This is a genomic window from Christiangramia oceanisediminis (genome assembly GCF_022570735.2).
In the GTDB taxonomy this organism is placed as follows: Bacteria; Bacteroidota; Bacteroidia; order Flavobacteriales; family Flavobacteriaceae; genus Christiangramia; species Christiangramia oceanisediminis.
Genome location: NZ_JANCNS010000002.1, coordinates 194,737 through 212,151, shown reverse-complemented (window position 1 = coordinate 212,151; position 17,415 = coordinate 194,737). Strand labels below are relative to the sequence as shown.

Annotated in this window: 18 protein-coding genes; 6 read left to right on the top strand and 12 right to left on the bottom strand. The window is 36.6% G+C overall.

Translation table 11 applies throughout. The features are described from left to right. Positions 1 to 2 precede the first annotated feature (2 nt). The 10 genes from MKO06_RS08230 to MKO06_RS08185 all read right to left on the bottom strand — a co-directional run bounded on the left by MKO06_RS08230 (position 3) and on the right by MKO06_RS08185 (position 11,624). The gene (locus tag MKO06_RS08230; RefSeq protein WP_241551700.1) at positions 3 to 1,013 is read right to left on the bottom strand and encodes an NAD-dependent epimerase; all 1,011 of its coding nucleotides are present in this window, start codon (positions 1,011 to 1,013) and stop codon (positions 3 to 5) included. A 1-nt stretch (position 1,014) separates the two neighbouring features. Further along, entirely contained in the window at positions 1,015 to 2,409 is a 1,395-nt protein-coding gene (locus tag MKO06_RS08225; RefSeq protein WP_241551699.1) for a nucleotide sugar dehydrogenase, read from the bottom strand. Positions 2,410 to 2,439: 30 nt separating this feature from the next. Next, a complete protein-coding gene (locus MKO06_RS08220; RefSeq protein ID WP_241551698.1) occupies positions 2,440 to 3,720 on the bottom strand; it encodes a nucleotide sugar dehydrogenase in 1,281 nt (426 codons plus the stop codon). Positions 3,721 to 3,734: 14 nt separating this feature from the next. Continuing rightward, complete coding sequence (locus MKO06_RS08215) at positions 3,735 to 4,751, bottom strand: SDR family oxidoreductase (RefSeq protein WP_241551697.1); 1,017 nt, start codon at positions 4,749 to 4,751, stop codon at positions 3,735 to 3,737. 92 nt (positions 4,752 to 4,843) lie between these two features. Next, on the bottom strand, positions 4,844 to 5,710 hold the full coding sequence (rfbA, locus tag MKO06_RS08210; RefSeq protein WP_241551696.1) for a glucose-1-phosphate thymidylyltransferase RfbA: 867 nt from the start codon (positions 5,708 to 5,710) through the stop codon (positions 4,844 to 4,846). Positions 5,711 to 5,716: 6 nt separating this feature from the next. Further along, complete coding sequence (locus MKO06_RS08205) at positions 5,717 to 6,796, bottom strand: DegT/DnrJ/EryC1/StrS family aminotransferase (protein WP_241551695.1); 1,080 nt, start codon at positions 6,794 to 6,796, stop codon at positions 5,717 to 5,719. Positions 6,797 to 6,884: 88 nt separating this feature from the next. Further along, positions 6,885 to 7,457 carry a class I SAM-dependent methyltransferase gene (locus tag MKO06_RS08200; protein ID WP_241551694.1) on the bottom strand — a complete coding sequence of 191 codons (573 nt, stop codon included), beginning with the start codon at positions 7,455 to 7,457 and terminating at the stop codon, positions 6,885 to 6,887. A gap of 131 nt (positions 7,458 to 7,588) precedes the next feature. Then, a complete protein-coding gene (locus MKO06_RS08195; RefSeq protein ID WP_241551693.1) occupies positions 7,589 to 8,332 on the bottom strand; it encodes a glycosyltransferase in 744 nt (247 codons plus the stop codon). A 16-nt stretch (positions 8,333 to 8,348) separates the two neighbouring features. Beyond that, positions 8,349 to 10,163, bottom strand: coding sequence for a hypothetical protein (locus MKO06_RS08190; protein ID WP_241551692.1), 1,815 nt, complete (start codon positions 10,161 to 10,163; stop codon positions 8,349 to 8,351). Positions 10,164 to 10,187: 24 nt separating this feature from the next. After that, positions 10,188 to 11,624 (bottom strand): lipopolysaccharide biosynthesis protein, encoded by a 1,437-nt coding sequence (locus MKO06_RS08185; RefSeq protein ID WP_241551691.1) that lies wholly within the window; start codon positions 11,622 to 11,624, stop codon positions 10,188 to 10,190. An 86-nt stretch (positions 11,625 to 11,710) separates the two neighbouring features. Here MKO06_RS08185 and MKO06_RS08180 point away from each other — a divergent pair, with 86 nt between their 5' ends. Beyond that, positions 11,711 to 12,682 carry a glycosyltransferase family 10 domain-containing protein gene (locus MKO06_RS08180; protein WP_241551690.1) on the top strand — a complete coding sequence of 324 codons (972 nt, stop codon included), beginning with the start codon at positions 11,711 to 11,713 and terminating at the stop codon, positions 12,680 to 12,682. Here MKO06_RS08180 and rfbB read toward each other — a convergent pair. Further along, positions 12,679 to 13,737 (bottom strand): dTDP-glucose 4,6-dehydratase, encoded by a 1,059-nt coding sequence (gene rfbB / locus MKO06_RS08175; RefSeq protein WP_241551689.1) that lies wholly within the window; start codon positions 13,735 to 13,737, stop codon positions 12,679 to 12,681. The two genes, MKO06_RS08180 and rfbB, sit on opposite strands and share 4 nt — an antisense overlap. Before the next feature lie 7 nt (positions 13,738 to 13,744). Continuing rightward, the gene (locus MKO06_RS08170) at positions 13,745 to 14,752 is read right to left on the bottom strand and encodes a LacI family DNA-binding transcriptional regulator (RefSeq protein WP_241551688.1); all 1,008 of its coding nucleotides are present in this window, start codon (positions 14,750 to 14,752) and stop codon (positions 13,745 to 13,747) included. Between the two features lie 120 nt (positions 14,753 to 14,872). Here MKO06_RS08170 and MKO06_RS08165 point away from each other — a divergent pair, with 120 nt between their 5' ends. From MKO06_RS08165 to MKO06_RS08145, 5 genes are all read left to right on the top strand, one after another. Then, positions 14,873 to 15,337 (top strand): thiol-disulfide oxidoreductase DCC family protein, encoded by a 465-nt coding sequence (locus MKO06_RS08165; protein WP_241551687.1) that lies wholly within the window; start codon positions 14,873 to 14,875, stop codon positions 15,335 to 15,337. Continuing rightward, a complete protein-coding gene (locus MKO06_RS08160) occupies positions 15,334 to 15,465 on the top strand; it encodes a hypothetical protein (protein ID WP_256946165.1) in 132 nt (43 codons plus the stop codon). The genes MKO06_RS08165 and MKO06_RS08160 overlap by 4 nt, the downstream gene beginning before the upstream one ends. A 116-nt stretch (positions 15,466 to 15,581) precedes the next feature. Then, entirely contained in the window at positions 15,582 to 15,902 is a 321-nt protein-coding gene (locus MKO06_RS08155; RefSeq protein ID WP_241551686.1) for a phosphoribosylpyrophosphate synthetase, read from the top strand. A 98-nt stretch (positions 15,903 to 16,000) separates the two neighbouring features. Beyond that, on the top strand, positions 16,001 to 16,498 hold the full coding sequence (locus MKO06_RS08150; RefSeq protein ID WP_241551685.1) for a Dps family protein: 498 nt from the start codon (positions 16,001 to 16,003) through the stop codon (positions 16,496 to 16,498). Between the two features lie 11 nt (positions 16,499 to 16,509). Next, positions 16,510 to 17,394 (top strand): mechanosensitive ion channel family protein, encoded by an 885-nt coding sequence (locus tag MKO06_RS08145; protein WP_241551684.1) that lies wholly within the window; start codon positions 16,510 to 16,512, stop codon positions 17,392 to 17,394. The last annotated feature ends 21 nt before the right edge of the window (positions 17,395 to 17,415 follow it).

The window sequence follows — 17,415 nt, the reverse complement described above, 5'->3', positions numbered from 1 at the left end:
GATTAGGATTGTAAGTAATAATTCTTATACCAATTTACAAAGGCTTCTACCCCTTTCGATATAGTGGTATCTGGTTTGTAAGCAAAATCTTTTTTCAGTGATTCAACGTCTGCCCAGGTTCTTTGAACATCTCCGGGCTGCATTGGCAGCATCTCCTTTTTAGCGGATATACCAAGTTTCTGCTCTATTTCTTCAATAAATCCAAGCAAATTCACCGGTTGACTATTACCGATATTGTACAGCGAGTGACCTTTATTTTCCCGCTTATCAACTATTTTTGCAACTCCCTTTACAATATCATCTATAAAAGTGAAATCCCTTTCCTGGTCTCCATTATTAAAAACTTTTATAGGTTTTCCTTTTATAATGGCATCGGTAAAAAGGAACATGGCCATATCTGGCCTGCCCCAGGGGCCATAAACCGTAAAAAACCTCAGACCTGTGGTTGCAAAACCATATAAATGACTATAGGTGTAGGCCATAAGTTCGTTGCTCTTTTTTGTGGCGGCATACAGGCTTATAGGATGATCCACATTGTCTTCAGTAGAAAAAGGTACTTTTTTATTCTGACCATACACACTTGAACTACTCGCATATATAAGTTGCTTTACCTTATGCTGCCTGCAACATTCCAGTAAATTTGCAAAACCTACCAGATTACTATCTATATAAGCATCGGGGTTTTCTATGCTGTATCGTACTCCTGCCTGAGCGGCAAGATTTACAACCTTCTCGAAATGGAATCTTTTAAATAGCTCTGGAAGGCTTTCCCGATCCTCTAGGTTCAACCTAATAAATTCAAAATTTTCAAATTTGCTACCTGAACAGATCTCATTGAATTTACCAGCATCCTCTTTTGAAATCCCAAGCTCATTTAACCGGTCATACTTTAATTGCGGATCATAATAATCATTGATATTATCCAGGCCAACGACTGTATGTCCCGATTCAACCAATAATCTGGATAAATGAAAACCAATAAATCCGGCTGCGCCGGTCACTAAAATTTTCATATTAACTCCCTATAGCATAAAATTCGAAGCCTATTTTTTCCTTTGTCTTTCTTTCCAGTAATCTTCTACCATCAAAAAGAAAAGCCGGCTTTAACATGCTTTCATATATCTTTTTCCAGTCCAATTCCTTAAATTCATCCCACTCGGTAAGCAATGCCACGGCATGTGCCTCTTCACAGGCTTCGTAGGCTGAGTTTACAACCTTAACCTGCTTCCGGTTTTCTTCTTCGGTTCTGGTATTCAAATAATCCAGATCGGCATAAATTTGTTCAGCCCTTACTTTTGGATCGTAGATGACGATTTCTGCCTGCTCATTCAAAAGATAATCGGCGACATAGATCGCTGCAGACTCACGGGTATCATTTGTATCTTTTTTAAATGCCCAGCCCAGAAAAGCTATCTTTTTTCCTGAAACTGTGTTGTAAAGGGTTTTGACGATGTTGGATGCAAACCGCTTTTTCTGGTGGTCGTTCATAATAATCACCTGCTCCCAGTAATCAGCTACTTCATTTAACCCGAAGCTTTTAGCAATATAAACAAGGTTTAAAATATCCTTTTGAAAACAGGAGCCTCCAAAACCAACCGATGATTTAAGGAATTTGGAACCTATCCTGGAATCCATGCCTACCGCTATCGAAACTTCATTAACATCAGCACCTGTCTTTTCACAAAGCTCAGACATGGCATTGATACTGGAAACACGTTGTGCAAGAAAAGCGTTTGCCGTTAATTTTGATAATTCTGAAGACCAGACATTGGTAGTGAGAATCCGATCTTCTGGAACCCAATGTGCGTATATATCTACAAGTGCCTGAACGGCTTCCTCACCTTCAGAAGTATCGATGTCCCCTCCTATTAAAACACGGTCTGGATCCATTAAATCATCCACAGCGGTTCCTTCAGCAAGAAATTCAGGATTGGAGAGGATCTGATAATTCACTCCATTCCCGGTATTATCGAGAATATCTTTCAATGCCTGGGCAGTTCTTACTGGAAGAGTAGACTTTTCTACTACGATCTTATCGTCCTTTGCAACCCTGGCAATCTGCCTGGCACATAATTCAATGTATTTAAGATCGGCAGCCATACCCTTTCCAATTCCATAGGTCTTGGTAGGAGTATTCACAGATATAAAGATCATGTCTGCCTTATCAATGGCAGCATCAATATCGGTTGAAAAAAACAAATTTCTATCCCTAGCTTCTTCAACGATTTCCGAAAGCCCTGGCTCGTAAATTGGAATATTATCGACATTCTCATCATTCCAGGCAGCAATTCTTTTTTCGTTTATATCGACAACCGTTATATCTATTTCAGGACATTTCTGAGCGATCACAGCCATGGTTGGTCCTCCAACATAACCAGCCCCAATGCAACAAATATTTTTTATTTTCATATTTATATTATTTGCAGAAAACTTAGATAATTAAAGCTTTCTATCGCATTTATCCCCCAAAACGCCTTTAACATCATAAACAACAGCACCATTCGATTTTAAGGAGTTTAAATCAATATTTAAAAACTCTTTATGTGCCACGGTAAGAACAATAGCATCAAAATCATCCTTCGGTATTTCCCTCGTTGTTTGTAAACCGTATTCATGTTTAACCTCTTCAGGATTGGCCAAAGGATCGTGAATCGTTAGCTCCACACCATAGTCATTAAGGTTTTTAATTACATCAACAACCTTGGTATTTCTTACATCAGGGCAGTTTTCTTTAAAAGTGATCCCCAATACAAGAACCTTTGCACCTTTTACTTTCAGATCATTTTGCAACATTAGTTTAACCACTTCGCTGGCTACATATTGCCCCATACTATCGTTCATTCTCCTACCAGCAAGGATTATCTCTGGATGATAACCTATTTCCTGGGCTTTCTGTGCAAGATAATACGGATCAACACCAATACAATGTCCGCCTACCAGACCAGGTTTAAAAGGTAAAAAATTCCATTTAGTTCCTGCTGCTTCTAAAACTGCCTGAGTATCAATATTCATCATATTGAAAATCTTGGCAAGTTCATTTACAAAAGCAATATTTATATCCCGTTGAGAATTCTCAATCACCTTAGCAGCTTCGGCCACCTTAATGGTGGGTGCAAGATGAGTTCCGGCCGTAATTACAGAGGCATATAATTCGTTTACTTGCTCTCCTATTTCGGGAGTTGAACCTGCAGTAACTTTAAGAATCTTTTCTACGGTGTGCTCCTTATCCCCAGGGTTGATACGTTCCGGAGAATATCCTACAAAAAAATCTTCGTTAAACCTTAACCCGCTTTCCTTTTCCAGAACGGGAACACATTCATCTTCAGTTACCCCCGGATAAACAGTTGATTCATAGATCACTATATCATTCTTTTTCAGAACTTTTGCTACCGTTTCGCTACTTTTGTATAGAGGTGTCAAGTCTGGTCGATTATTTTTATCTACCGGCGTAGGCACTGTAATTACGAAATAATTACAATCCTTAATATCATTTATATCAGTAGTACAGTAAAGCCCGCTTTCACCGGAAACCTCAGTTTTGAGCACCGATTGAAGCAAGTGATCCTCAACTTCTAATGTAAGATCCTTTCCCTGCATGAGCTCGTTCACACGATTGTTGTTGATATCAAATCCCACGACAGGATATTTCGTTGCAAAAAGGCGAGCTAAAGGCAATCCAACATAACCTAGCCCTATAACGGCGATCTTTCTATTGTTCATTAAAATATTGTTTATTATAAGTTATTCCAATACCATTTTACCGCTTCTCGTAGACCTTCATCGATATGGTATTTGGGATCATAATTCAGTAAATCTTTAGCCTTTTGCACAGAAGCAAGCGAATGCGGAATATCACCAGGGCGGTTAGGCCCATGTTTCACTTCCACTTTTGCGATTTCCGGGTCAAATGCAGATAAATGCTTCTTAAGCAATTGAGTTAACTCTACCAGATTTGTACGATCCCCTACCGCGGTATTATATACCTGGTTCACAGCCTTTTCATCCTGGACTGTCATAGCTAAAAGATTCATCTGAATCACGTTATCTATATAAGTAAAGTCCCTGGAGTATGTACCATCACCATTAATTACCGGGCTTTCATACTTCATGAATTGCATTACAAATTTCGGTATCACAGCTGCATAGGCTCCATTAGGATCCTGTTTTCTACCGAATACATTGAAATACCTTAAACCTATTGTATCCAATTGATATGATTTTTGGAAAATATCGGCATATAATTCATTCACGTATTTTGTAATGGCATAGGGTGAAAGTGGCTTTCCGATCTTATCTTCAACTTTTGGTAGTTTTTCTGAGTCACCATAAGTAGAAGAGCTAGCGGCATAAATAAATCTCTTAACGCCAGCATCCCTGGCAGCAACCAGCATATTCAAAAACCCACTAACGTTCACCTCGTTACTGGTAATTGGATCTTTTAAAGACCTGGGGACGGAACCCAAAGCTGCTTCATGAAAAATATAATCTATTCCTTCACATGCTTTGTGACATGTTTCAAGATCCCTAATATCACCTTCAATAAGCTCAAAATTGGGGTTATCAATGATCGCATCCAGATTGCTTTTATAACCAGTAGCAAAATTATCGAGGCATCTAACCTTAGCTCCTAGGTCGATAAGTTTTTCACACAAATTAGAACCAATGAATCCGGCACCTCCTGTTACCAGTATTTTTGACGTGGAAATTATTTCTTTCTGAGATTCAGATATCAAGACAATTTTTTTTAACATTTTGGAATTGGCAAATATAAAATTTCAAATAGAACAATAGTTAATCAGAATCTTAAAGAATTGCCAAAAGTAGTTGGCAGAAATATCCTAAATCAAAGTTTTCTAAGGTACTCTCCATAATCGCTAGAAGCTAATTCTTCGGCAAGTTTTTTAAGGGCTATTTTATCTATAAAACCTTTCCTATATGCTATCTCTTCTATACAGGCGATTTTTAATCCCTGGCGCTTTTCAATAGTCTGGATAAAATTCGAAGCTTCCAGTAATGAATCATGAGTCCCCGTATCTAACCAGGCATACCCCCTACCCATCAGCTCCACATTTAATTGCTGCATTTCAAGATATTTTTGATTTATATCTGAAATTTCAAGTTCTCCTCTTGGACTTGGCTTAATTCCTTTAGCGATCTCGACAACAGAATTTGGATAAAAATAAAGGCCTGTAACCGCAAAATTACTTTTAGGCTGTAATGGCTTTTCCTCGATACTTAATGCGTGACCATTTTCATCGAAATCTACCACTCCATATCTTTCAGGGTCGTTGACATAATAGCCAAACACTGTGGCAGCTTTTTTGACTTTAGAATTTTGCACCGCTCTTTTTAACAATTCCCCAAAACCCTGACCATAAAAAATATTATCACCCAGAACAAGACAAACATCCTGATCTCCGATAAACTCCTCACCCAAAATAAAAGCATCGGCCAGGCCACGAGGTTTCGTCTGTTCCTTATACTGAAAATTCATTCCAAGACTTTCGCCCGTGCCCAGCAATTTCCTAAAGTTTGGGAGATCCTTGGGAGTCGAGATCACTAAAATTTCTTTTATTCCGGCCAGCATTAATACCGACAAGGGGTAATAAATCATTGGTTTATCATAAACTGATAATAATTGCTTAGAAATCCCTTTGGTTATTGGATATAATCTGGATCCCGTTCCTCCTGCGAGAATAATTCCTTTCATTTGTTTCTATTCTTTAAGATTAGAATTAATAATTCTGGAAATGGTCCTCACTTCTTCTTCCCTCAAGCCTGAGTAAAGCGGTAGACATAATATCCTTGATGCTATTGATTCTGAAACAGGCATATCAACTTTTCTTACATAAGGTAGATTATTAAGAGAAGGATAAAAATATCGGCGAGGAAAAATGTTCTTTAAATTTAATTCTTTTTCAATTTTTAATAATAATTTCTCGTTGGATAAGATTATTGGATAATAGCTATAATTTAAACTAGCTCCAGGTCTTAAAACCTGTTTCCTTATTTGTTCAAAATCCAGATTTTCGTCATACCAGGCATATACCGTTTTTTTATCTTCTTTTATCTGTTCTACATATGGTAGAACAGCCATTCCCATTGCCGCCTGCAATTCGCTCATTTTTGCATTTATTCCTAACCCCTGGAATTCCAGTTGTCCTTTGTGACCAAAATTATGTCTATAAAATAACTCTTCAAATAAACTTTGGTCTCTACAAAACATAGCTCCTCCTTCCCCTGTATGAAAGGGTTTAGTGGCGTGGAAACTACAGGTGCTTATATCACCAAATTTGAAAATACTTTTTCCCTTATACTGGACACCAAAAGCGTGAGCTGCATCATAAATCACCCTTAATTTATATTTTTCTGCAATTTCACTGATTTTTTCGAGGTTACAAGGATTACCAAATACATGGGTTGCCAGGATCGCCCTGGTATTTTCGGTGATAGCTGCCTCAATTCTGGATTCGTCGATGGTTAAATACTCAGGGCAAATATCTACAAAAACGGGCTTAAAGCCTTCCCAAACTATAGCTGAAGCTGTAGCTACATAACTGAAAGGAGTAGTGATCACCTCTCCTGCACCAGCAATAGTTTTTAAGGCTATTTGCAACGGCAAAGTCCCGTTTGTGGTGAGAACAATATTAGAAACATTTAGATAATCCTTAAGTCTTTGAGTCAATTTCTGATGAAGCTTCCCTCCGTTAGCGATCTGGTTGGAATCCCAAACTTGCTGAAGTATAGCTTCATATTCCTCCTTTGGAGGTAAAAAGGTTTTTGTAACCTGAATCATTTTAAATTTTTATTTTCTGAAGAAACAATTTCTTATTGAAATTTTAATTCCAAAAAAGACTTACCAACCTATATTGTAAATGAAATATTTAATGCTTAACATAATCTTCGATATATAACCAATCATTCCCTAAATTGGTACATTGTCCTCTATTATTTTTTAAAACTCTAAATACAGAATGTTTGTAGGGAAAAAAATGGACGTGTAAGTCAAAGGTATATTTATATTCACGTTGTCTCGGTAAAACTATGATTAGCCGTTTACTACAAACTCTTCGCAACTCGCTAATTCCTTTCTGAATATTTACTACATGCTCCAAAGTATGGGCGCAAATTACGGTTTCAAACGAGTTATCTGCAAAAGGTATATTTTCAATTTTGCCTTCTACAAAAACAGGTTTAATAGAATTTTTAAGATCTTCAGGGATGATAAAATCTACACCTGTTACATGAAGATCATGCGTCTGTGCAATTTTATTGGCCAGGTAGCCTCTGCCACAGGCAATATCAAGAACCGTATTCCCGATAATATTGCTCATTATAAAGTCGACCGATTGCCCGTTAAGATCTGTTTTACGCTGAATATGAACATCAGAGAGGTTTTTATAAAATTCGATTACCTCAGAATTATTTAGATAATTAACCTTATCCTTAAACTCCATAAAGTATCTTGCTTTTCCTTTGAAAACCAACCAGAACAAAGGATAAGTGAACATTTTTGAATCTCTTATTAGTGGAGGAATTAGGTTGTCGAGAATCCAATTAAATATGTTTGTATAGTTTCTGGAAATTTTCAATTATGATTTCTTTGGAAAAAATGGTATCTAATGGGTAAACGAAAAACGTCCCAAAACATTTGTAGTGACACTTTTGATAATCTAATTGTAGAAATAGAGTTCCCTTGAAAAACAACAGGTATTCTTTTTATTTCATAATCAAACTTATAACAATAATACAGTGCTTCTACATCAAATGCAAAACCTCTGATTTGAATATTCGAAAATAATTTTTCTGCTATTTCGGCTCTAAATCCTTTTATGCCACATTGCGTATCTTTTACACCAGTAACCACATAGCGAGAAATTATAAGAGTAAAAACTTTACTTGACAACCTTCTTAGCTTACTAATCTCCTGTACATACCTAGATTTTATTGACTTTCGGTTTCCAATACAAACGTCAAATTCTTTAAAATCGAGATAGTATATTATATTATCAACAATTTCTAAACCATATGGAATATCTGAATCTGTAAAGATTCTAAAATCCCCCGTTGCCTCAAGCATTCCAACCTTAACAGCATACCCCTTTCCTTTATTATATTCATAGGATATAAATTTTATAGAACCATCCTTTTTTTGAACATACTCTTCAATTAAGTTTTTAGTTAGGTCAATACTCCCGTCATTTACCAAAATAACTTCTGTCTCATAATAAGCTTTTAATTTCCATTTTGTTACTTTTTTTAATGTATCTAGTATAAATATTTCGGCATTATATACTGGTATTATAAGACTCACCTTTTGATCTTTCTGCATTTAGCAATTCTTAGGATTAATAGTTTTTAGGGAAATAGACCTTCAAATTAGAGTCTTCATTCGGAAAGTAAACTTCGCCTACCTCATTATATTCACCTGGAAAGGAAATACCTTTATTTTGCATCGCAGTCAATAATTTATCATTTATGGATTTATTACCTGGTAACAAAATTATTGGAAGTTGATCTTGAGAATACAGAGTTCTAAAAGCCATCGCATCTCTTTCCTTATTGTAATAATATGGTACTGCCGGTGATATACCGTTTAATAAAAATACTACTCCAGGCACATGAAAACCAATTATTGGGTCGCCATCCTTAAAATTATTTTTATCTAAAATTTCCTTGAGCTGTGTTAAAAATGTTTTTGTTTTCTCATCAACATAAATTTGATCAAGTTGTGGAATATTCTCAACTTTTTCCGTCTGTCTAAAAAAATCAGACTTGTTTTGATTAAATACAGAATAATAGGGTGAAAATAAATTTCCATCCACAATTTGAGATGTTGTGATGAGCGCCGGAAGCAAAATAAAAATTAAGAAGATAAGCTGTTTATTAATGATTGCGGTTAAATGAACTGATAAAATCAAATAAACTGCAAACCAGCTAGCCGAATGAATTAAACTATTTGCGAATATTGGATTTGCAGTTCCCAGTGCACCAATAAATGGAGATACAATTAAAAGCGAAATAACCAGTATCTTCTTAAAGTGGTCGCTAAGCAACTGTCTAATATTACCGTTTTTCCTGAGTACAAGAGTACCTAATAAAATTATTTGAAGGATTATTACCATTAAATAAAAATAGGTGTTTACCCAGTTTTGGTTAGTAAACATTGACCTGTGAAAGCCAAAATAAAATAACTCACCTATTAGAACTGAAAAGAAAGAAAATAGGATAAAAATTCTCAGGACGCGAAGTTTAACTGAATTGATTTTCCCATTAAATTTATTTTGAAATACTATTAAAAGCGGAATTAATACCAACCAGGAAAAATATTTGATTACGAAGATTATGAAGGCATAGAATTCGAACAGATAACCTTTTAAAAGAATTGTAGATGAATGGTCTGAGAGTATATTATATTCTCTGAAAAAGTTAATATACCATTCACTCGCGGCCTGGAATATGGAAAAATACGCAAGAGCCCCAGTAAAAACTCCTAAAAAAAAGATAAAGATCAAATTTAATTTTTCAATCAGACTTCTCTGATAAAAATAAAAGAATATAATTAATGGATAAAGGCCTATCTGTATAACCCCAGTTGGGAACTTCACAAAAAAGCTGAATATTGAAAAAAGGCCCAGCGAAAATAGCAGAGTTATATTTTTCAAATCTAATGATCTCCGCCCATCCCGAGCAAATAAAATCAATACAATTCCTGTTGATGCCTGTAAAAAAAAATTAGTTAACGTATTATTGTAAATAGTCAATATTCCGGGAAAATAGAAAAGAAAATTTCCTATTGAAGTATAGAAGAATAAAAATAAAAATTTTAGAAATAACCTATCCTTTCTATAAAAATTGTTTAACCACCTGTATAGGCCCATGGTAAGGATTAAAGAAGATACAAGAGTTATCACAATTGAGAACCATCTGTAGGCTATTAATCCAGGTTTCAGCCATTCAGTAAGTTTATTTATAATGATATGGTAATTATAAATACCACCTCTATATGTTTCAACATTCTTATAACTTAAAAGAAAACCTCCCTCATCAGTAAAATCAAAACCTCTATTAATTGATATTGTTAATATTATGAAGATCACTCCAAATAAGGAGGCTAAAAAGGAAGTACTGTAAAATCTAAATCTTTTTTCTTTCAATAGCATTATTAAATGTTTGGAAAAGCTGAATCATCTTTTCTTTAGCAATTTGATCAATTCTGATAGTGAATTAAAATTAAGTGCTCTCGCCAAAGCTAAATAAATAATTACACCCGTACCTATGCCTAAAAAGATCCTGAGAAAATCTTCTAACGTCCTTATAAAAAAAACATCCAGGAAATAAATCATTATTCCGCTAATGAGAGAAAGGCTAATAATAGGCAATATATCTTTCAACTGCTCCAGGGCTGGATAATCAATGAACTTCCCGGTGTAATGAGAATTGACAAAATAGATGATGATTGAAGCAAATACCTGCCCGTATAGAAGAGGTTTTATACCAAAGGGAATGGTCGCTAGCAAAATAACCACAATCACTACCTTTTTAATTATTTCAAGACGTAAAAATAGATCACTCCTACCTTTCACATTCAAGATCCCCAAATTATATGAATGAAGAGGTAGGATCATTCCCGTAACGCAAAGTATTTGAAAATACGGCACAGCTGGTAACCATTTTTCAGTAAACAGAAACCGAAATACCGGCTCTGCCATAATAGCTAAAAACAGAAGGACTGGTGTTACGATGAAAACCACCATTTTCATTAGCCTTTTGTAAATGTCCTTCAATCTAGTATTATCATTTTTTATTTTAGCAAATAATGGAAATGTCACCTTATCCAGGGCACGTGATATATTCTGAACTGGAAGCTGATTCATGGTTTCGGCCCGGGTATAAAATCCCAACTGGGTAGCTGAAAAAAACCTTCCTATTGCTATCAGGTAAATATTTTTGAAAAGTCTGTCAAGGATCTCTGATAAGGTTAACCGATAACCAAAATCCAGGTGTTGCTTTAACTTTATCCTATCAAATTCAAATCTTGGGATCCAGCCAACTAAGATCCAAAGCAATGCCGTATTCGTAAAATTAGTACTTAGGTGACTCCATACCAGGCTCCACACTCCAAAACCTTCTGTTGCCATGTAAATACCCACTCCACCGCCAACTATTGCCGCTGGAATAGCAGTCAACGATTGCGTTTTAAAGTCCATTTTACGGGTTAACCTGGCCAGGGGAACCAATGCGAAGGCACTTATAATAAAAGTAAGACTATATAGCCTGATAATATCAATCAGAATTAATCTCTCATAGAAATCAGCAATTAGAGGTGCACAGAGGTAAAGAATCAGATAAATAATAATACTAGCCAGGAAATTGAAATAAAAAACACTGGAATAGTCATTTTCATCAATGTTATCGCTTCGTATAAGTGATTTGCTCATTCCCCCATGAACCATTGCATTTCCCAAGGCAATAAATACGGCGATCATTCCTATTAGACCAAATTCTTCCGGAAGTAAAATCCGAGCTAGAATAATAGAGATCACGAACCCGATCAACTGGTTTCCGAATTGTTGGGAAAAAGTCCATACGAGACTTGTAGCAGCTTTCTTTTTTAAAGACATTTAATGGTTGATCCGGGAATTAATGGTTAGCAACAAATGTATCAAATTCAAAATTTATATCTTCAACCACCCAATCATTTCAAAGGATGACTGAAATCAAAATCTGGTTTACTGATTTTTATCAGGGCTTCGACGCCCGTAACAACCCATTTACAAATTTGCTGTCTGAGCATTACAAGATTATTCTGGACAAGAATTCACCTGACTTTCTCTTTTTTTCTTGTTACGGACATGATTTTTTAAATTATGACTGTGTAAGAATCTTTTATACCGGCGAGAATATTAGACCAGATTTCAATCTAAGTGATTATGCCATAGGGTTTGATTATTTACAGTATGAAGATCGGTATTTAAGGTTTCCGAATTTTGCTCTTTTCGAAGGTCAGTTTGAAGAACTGAAAAGAGAAACAACTTATACTCCTAAATTGGAAAAAGAATTTTTCTGCAATTTCATCTATTCTAACCACCAGGCTAATCCAGTTCGGGATCAGTTCTTTCAAGCGCTGAATGATTATAAACCTATTACTTCTCCCGGTACTCACCTGAATAATTCGAAGATCAGCATTGGTGGCAGATTTTCAGAGAACTGGATGTTCGATAAGATCGAATTCCAATCCAAATGCAAATTCACTATAGCTTTTGAAAATAGTTCTTCACCAGGATATACTACCGAAAAGATCATGCATGCGTTTGTAGCTGGCAGTATTCCTATTTACTGGGGTGATCCAAAAGTTACAGCCGATTTTAATAAAGAAGCTTTTATCAATGTTCATGATTTTGAAAACCTTTCTGAAGTCGTAAATAGGGTAATCGAAATTGACCAGAATGCTGAAGCTTTTCAGGATATGTTGGCTCAGCCACCTTTTAGGCGTAACAAAATTCCATCAAACCTTAAGATGGAACGACTAACCGAATTTCTTACATATATTCTGGACCAGGATAGGAAAGTAGCAACTAGAAGACCTAAATTTGGAACTACGCCTAATTACGAGCAAAAACTGAAAGGCTTATTTTCCACAAAGAATTCAAAAGGTTGGAAAAGATTATTTAAATCTTAATTATACTGGTTGTTATAATATTCTCTGTACTCTCCACTTGTAATATTTTGAAGCCAGGTTGCGTTCTCCAGGTACCAGTCGATCGTCTTGCTTAATCCTTCTTCGAAAGTGACCGAAGGCTTCCACCCCAATTCCTTATCGATCTTTGAAGCATCTATGGCATATCTTTTATCATGTCCCGGCCTATCTTTTACGAAAGTTATCAATTTCTTTGAAGTTCCTCTTTCCCTGCCAAGTTTTTCGTCGGCTAGATCACACAACAGTTTTACAAGCTCAATATTCTTCCATTCGTTAAGTCCGCCAATATTATAAGTTTCCTGCAGATTAGCTTTATGAAAAATAAGATCTATTGCTTTCACATGATCTTCCACAAACAACCAGTCCCGGGTATAATTTCCATCACCATATACAGGCAATTCCTTTTTCTCCACTATATTATTGATCATAAGCGGAATTAACTTTTCAGGAAATTGAAAAGGGCCATAGTTATTGGAACAATTCGAGATCACATATGGGATTCCGTAAGTTTCTCCGTAGGCCCGGACAAAATGATCAGAACTGGCCTTGGAAGCCGAATAAGGTGAATTAGGAGAATAGGCTGTAGTTTCTTTGAATAAGCCAGTTTCTCCCAGGGTACCATATACCTCATCGGTACTGATATGGTAAAAGAGCTTTCCATCAAAATTATCGGCCCAAACAGATTTAGATGCATTCAAGAGGTTGATCGTCCCATTAATGTTGGTCTTAACAAATGCTAAAGGATCTTTTATAGACCTATCCACATGTGATTCAGCAGCCAGATGGATTACTGCTTCGAACCGATATTCCTTGAATAGTTGATTCACCAGATCTACCTCGCTTATATCACCTTTTAGAAAATGATAATTCGGTTTTTGCTCGATATCCTTTAGGTTCTCAAGGTTTCCGGCATATGTTAGTGCATCGAGATTATAGATCTGATAATCCGGATATTTATTTACAAAATGTCGAACCACATGTGAACCGATAAAACCGGCTCCACCAGTAATAAGAATGGACTTTTTGTTGCTTTCCATAAGATTTTTAAAACTTTGTAGACTCCAAATGAACCAGGCTGGTCGCGATGATACTTTCTTTGAATTGACCTGGTTTGTAGTTGCCCTCGAGTCGGTTATTCAAAATTTCCATAGCCTTCGAACCAACTTCCACTGGGTGCTGTTCGATATAGCTCAAAGAAGGGGTGAGAAACTCTGCCACTTCCCGGCCAATATAACCTATCAACTTTAACTGTGAAGGAACCTGGATATTTTCCTCGTAGGCGATTCGGGTAGCCAGAATAGTGCTTTCAAAATCGGTGCAGAGCAAAGCCTGAACCTTATCCTTGGTAAGAAGACTTTTAATTTTCTTCCTTAACTCTTCCGGCACCGTGCTGCAGGCAAGATGTTGCTCATTTTCCCCGGCGAGTGCTTTTTCATAACCTTTGATCCTCAATTTTCCAATTCCAACATGATGAATTGCCGAAGCCAGCCCAATATTCTTTACACCTCTTGAAATGAAATAATTGGTTGCATCGAAAAAGCTCTTTTCATCATCCACCCCTACCTTATCGGCCGGGATATCGATATTGATTCGATCATAAAGCACCAATGGAATATCATAATCCACCAGCGAAAACAAGTGATCATATTCCTGTTTTTTTTGAGTTTCTTCAGAGACCGCGATCAAAACCCCATCCACGAGACCCGAAGTAAGCATATCACAAATTTGTCTTTCTCTTTCTATGGATTCGTTTGAAATATAAGTAATAACCTGCTGATTCTTTTCCTGTGCCTGGGCTTCAATCCCCGAAAGGACTCTCGCAAAAAAACTATTCGAAATATTCGGAATAACCACCCCAATGGTTCCCGTCTTACTGCGCTTAAGATTTACCGCTACCGGGTTAGGCCTGTAATTATGAAGTTTTGCAAGTTCCTTCACCCGTTCGGCAGTTTTCGGGCTAATTTCAGGACTGTCATGCAAGGCTTTGGAAACCGTAGAAACTGAAACGTTCAGCAACTTGGCGAGCTCTTTTAGGGTGATCTTACTTTTCATAAACCTGTTAGGGATTAGCTTATAAAGGTTAAAAATATTATCTGTTACTACAAATCACAGCAGTATCCTGATTTGAACCTTGACCTAATTTTCGGTAATTTACCCGAAAAAACTGCAAAGTTGTTTAAAAAATTCGAATATACCGAAAATCCGCCATCTGAGGATACTATGATCTGGGACGGCAAATGTGGCTTTTGTAAATTCTGGAAAACCAGGTGGGAAGTGAAGACTAAAGGCATTCTCAAATTTGAAACCTACCAGGACGCTGCTCACAAATTCCCCGATATTCCCCTAAAAGAATTCAAAAAGGCAAGCAGGCTCATAGAAACTGATGGAAAAGTCTACGACGGCCCCGATTCGGCCTACCGAAGCCTGTGGCATACCGGGACTAAAAGATGGCATCAATATTACAACTCTTCAAGCCTTTTCAGGAAAATGAGTGACCACGCTTACAACCACATTGCCAAGAACAGGTCGTTCTATTTCTCGGTCACTAAAATGATGTTCGGAAAGGATCCTCTTAATTTTAAACCATACTGGCTTTTATATCTGGTGATTTTCGCTTTAATTTTGTGGTGGCTATGAAAATCCCCAAATCATACTGGTTCTTTATCATCGCAGCCTTGATCACGATAATTGGAATCGTGACCGGCTGGTATTTCTTTTTACTCATTTTATTTCCATTAGGCTGGTTTGGGTCCAATAAAAAATGACCTAAGGCCGAAAAAAGCCTGAATTCGGGCGTTAAACTTATCCTAAACCCTTAGCTCTTCTTGCTAATGCCGGGCTTTCACAGTAAATTAATTTTGAATAAAAATTGAAAGTAACAATGAAAGATTACGGTACATTATCTCAAGCCATTAATAAACTGAAACTGGAAGAAGGATATGAGCATGACTTCAACCTTTTAGATGAAAAGCTCGAACTAAAAAAAGAAAAAGAAACCTTTAATGTGGAAGAATTCGAAGTGGATAAAGTGCTTCGGTTCGAAGGTATGAGCAATCCCGATGATAATGCTATACTTTACGCTATTACCACCTCCAATAATCGAAAGGGGATCCTGGTAGACGGTTATGGCACCTCTAGCGGACAGGTATCCAGTAAAATGCTGAAAAAACTGGACCTTAAGGATCATCGGGACCTCGGGTAATCCTAGTTAAACTTGTATTAAACTTAGCCACTCGCTTGGGCATAAGTCTAAATCATATTAATTTTATATTGAATTTAAAAAAACAATAAATAAAAACTATGAACTATTTAGGTTTGGACGCAACTAAAACAAAGAATACGGTTAAAGAACTCAACGTATTACTGGCAGATTATCATATATATTATCAAAAGCTCAGAAATTTTCACTGGAACGTGATAGGTAAGAATTTTTTCGATCTTCATGAAAAGTTTGAAGAGCTCTACGACGATGCCAAATTAAAGGTGGATGAGATCGCTGAAAGAATACTTACTTTAAGATTTCAGCCTACCAGTAATTTAAGCGATTATCTAAAGGCCTCTAACCTTGAAGAAGCTTCATCTGATCTAACTGACAGCAAGATGATCGAGCTTCTTTTGAAGGATCACGGTCTTATTCTTAAACAGATGAGAAAAGTAGTTGAAACGGCCGATAAAGCCAATGACGAAGGTACTATAGACCTGATAGGAGCTTATATTAGAGAATTGGAAAAAACAAGCTGGATGCTCGATGCCTGGAAAATGAAAACCAGTGAGCAACATAAGCCTGTCAATAAATAGACACCTAAAAAATGGAAGATTTCAACCTTCAGGAATCAATTAAAGGTATATGGGATAAATTAGGCGGATGGCTGGATTCTTTAATCCTGAATCTGCCTAATTTCATTCTGGCCGTATTGGTATTCATCCTGTTTATCATTATTGCCAAATACATTGGTAGGATATTCGAAAGGATCACCCGGAAGCATATTAAGCAGGATTCTATACGGCTGATGGTCGTTAAGGTTATTAAGGCCATCGTAATCCTTATTGGTTTCTTTATAGCACTTGGCCTGCTGAATCTTGATAAAGTACTTACATCTGTACTCGCCGGTGCGGGAGTTGTTGGTCTTGCCATAGGTCTGGCACTTCAGGGCACGCTGAATAATACTTTTTCAGGGCTTATTCTCAGTTTTCTACCGGAACTCCAAATTGGGGATTGGGTGGAGACTAATGGCTTTGCAGGTACGGTAACCGAAATCAATCTTCGGAATATCGTGATCAAACAATCAGACAATAATTACGTGGTGATTCCAAACGCAAAGATCATCGAGGAACCTTTTAAAAACTTTTCCAGGACACCCAGGTCAAGAATTTTTGTAAGTTGCGGTGTTGGATATGAATCAGATCTCGAAATGGTAAGAGATCTTACGTTACAGGTTATCAAGGATAAGTTTCCTCAAAGAGGAAATGAAGAAGTTGAATTTCTTTACGAAGGATTTGGCGATAGTTCTATCAATTATGTAGTTCGCTTCTGGGCCGATGTAACTAAGAACAGGGATATCATCGGGGCAAGGCATGAAGCGATCATCGCTATTAAAAAGGCCTATGATGAAAAAGGAGTCAATATCCCATTCCCAATTAGAACCCTGGATTTCTCTAAAAATCAGTTATCAATTAAAAATAAATCTGATTAATACAGTTATCTATAAAATTAA

Coding starts and splice junctions, on each gene's coding strand:
- MKO06_RS08180 (WP_241551690.1), top strand. CDS start 11,711: ATGACTGAAATCAAAATCTGGTTTACTGATTTTTATCAGGGCTTCGAC.
- MKO06_RS08190 (WP_241551692.1), bottom strand. CDS start 10,163: ATGCTATTGAAAGAAAAAAGATTTAGATTTTACAGTACTTCCTTTTTA.
- MKO06_RS08205 (WP_241551695.1), bottom strand. CDS start 6,796: ATGATTCAGGTTACAAAAACCTTTTTACCTCCAAAGGAGGAATATGAA.
- MKO06_RS08170 (WP_241551688.1), bottom strand. CDS start 14,752: ATGAAAAGTAAGATCACCCTAAAAGAGCTCGCCAAGTTGCTGAACGTT.
- MKO06_RS08145 (WP_241551684.1), top strand. CDS start 16,510: ATGGAAGATTTCAACCTTCAGGAATCAATTAAAGGTATATGGGATAAA.
- MKO06_RS08215 (WP_241551697.1), bottom strand. CDS start 4,751: ATGTTAAAAAAAATTGTCTTGATATCTGAATCTCAGAAAGAAATAATT.
- MKO06_RS08155 (WP_241551686.1), top strand. CDS start 15,582: ATGAAAGATTACGGTACATTATCTCAAGCCATTAATAAACTGAAACTG.
- MKO06_RS08225 (WP_241551699.1), bottom strand. CDS start 2,409: ATGAAAATAAAAAATATTTGTTGCATTGGGGCTGGTTATGTTGGAGGA.
- MKO06_RS08230 (WP_241551700.1), bottom strand. CDS start 1,013: ATGAAAATTTTAGTGACCGGCGCAGCCGGATTTATTGGTTTTCATTTA.
- MKO06_RS08220 (WP_241551698.1), bottom strand. CDS start 3,720: ATGAACAATAGAAAGATCGCCGTTATAGGGCTAGGTTATGTTGGATTG.
- MKO06_RS08195 (WP_241551693.1), bottom strand. CDS start 8,332: ATGCAGAAAGATCAAAAGGTGAGTCTTATAATACCAGTATATAATGCC.
- rfbA (WP_241551696.1), bottom strand. CDS start 5,710: ATGAAAGGAATTATTCTCGCAGGAGGAACGGGATCCAGATTATATCCA.
- MKO06_RS08150 (WP_241551685.1), top strand. CDS start 16,001: ATGAACTATTTAGGTTTGGACGCAACTAAAACAAAGAATACGGTTAAA.
- MKO06_RS08160 (WP_256946165.1), top strand. CDS start 15,334: ATGAAAATCCCCAAATCATACTGGTTCTTTATCATCGCAGCCTTGATC.
- rfbB (WP_241551689.1), bottom strand. CDS start 13,737: ATGGAAAGCAACAAAAAGTCCATTCTTATTACTGGTGGAGCCGGTTTT.
- MKO06_RS08185 (WP_241551691.1), bottom strand. CDS start 11,624: ATGTCTTTAAAAAAGAAAGCTGCTACAAGTCTCGTATGGACTTTTTCC.
- MKO06_RS08200 (WP_241551694.1), bottom strand. CDS start 7,457: ATGGAGTTTAAGGATAAGGTTAATTATCTAAATAATTCTGAGGTAATC.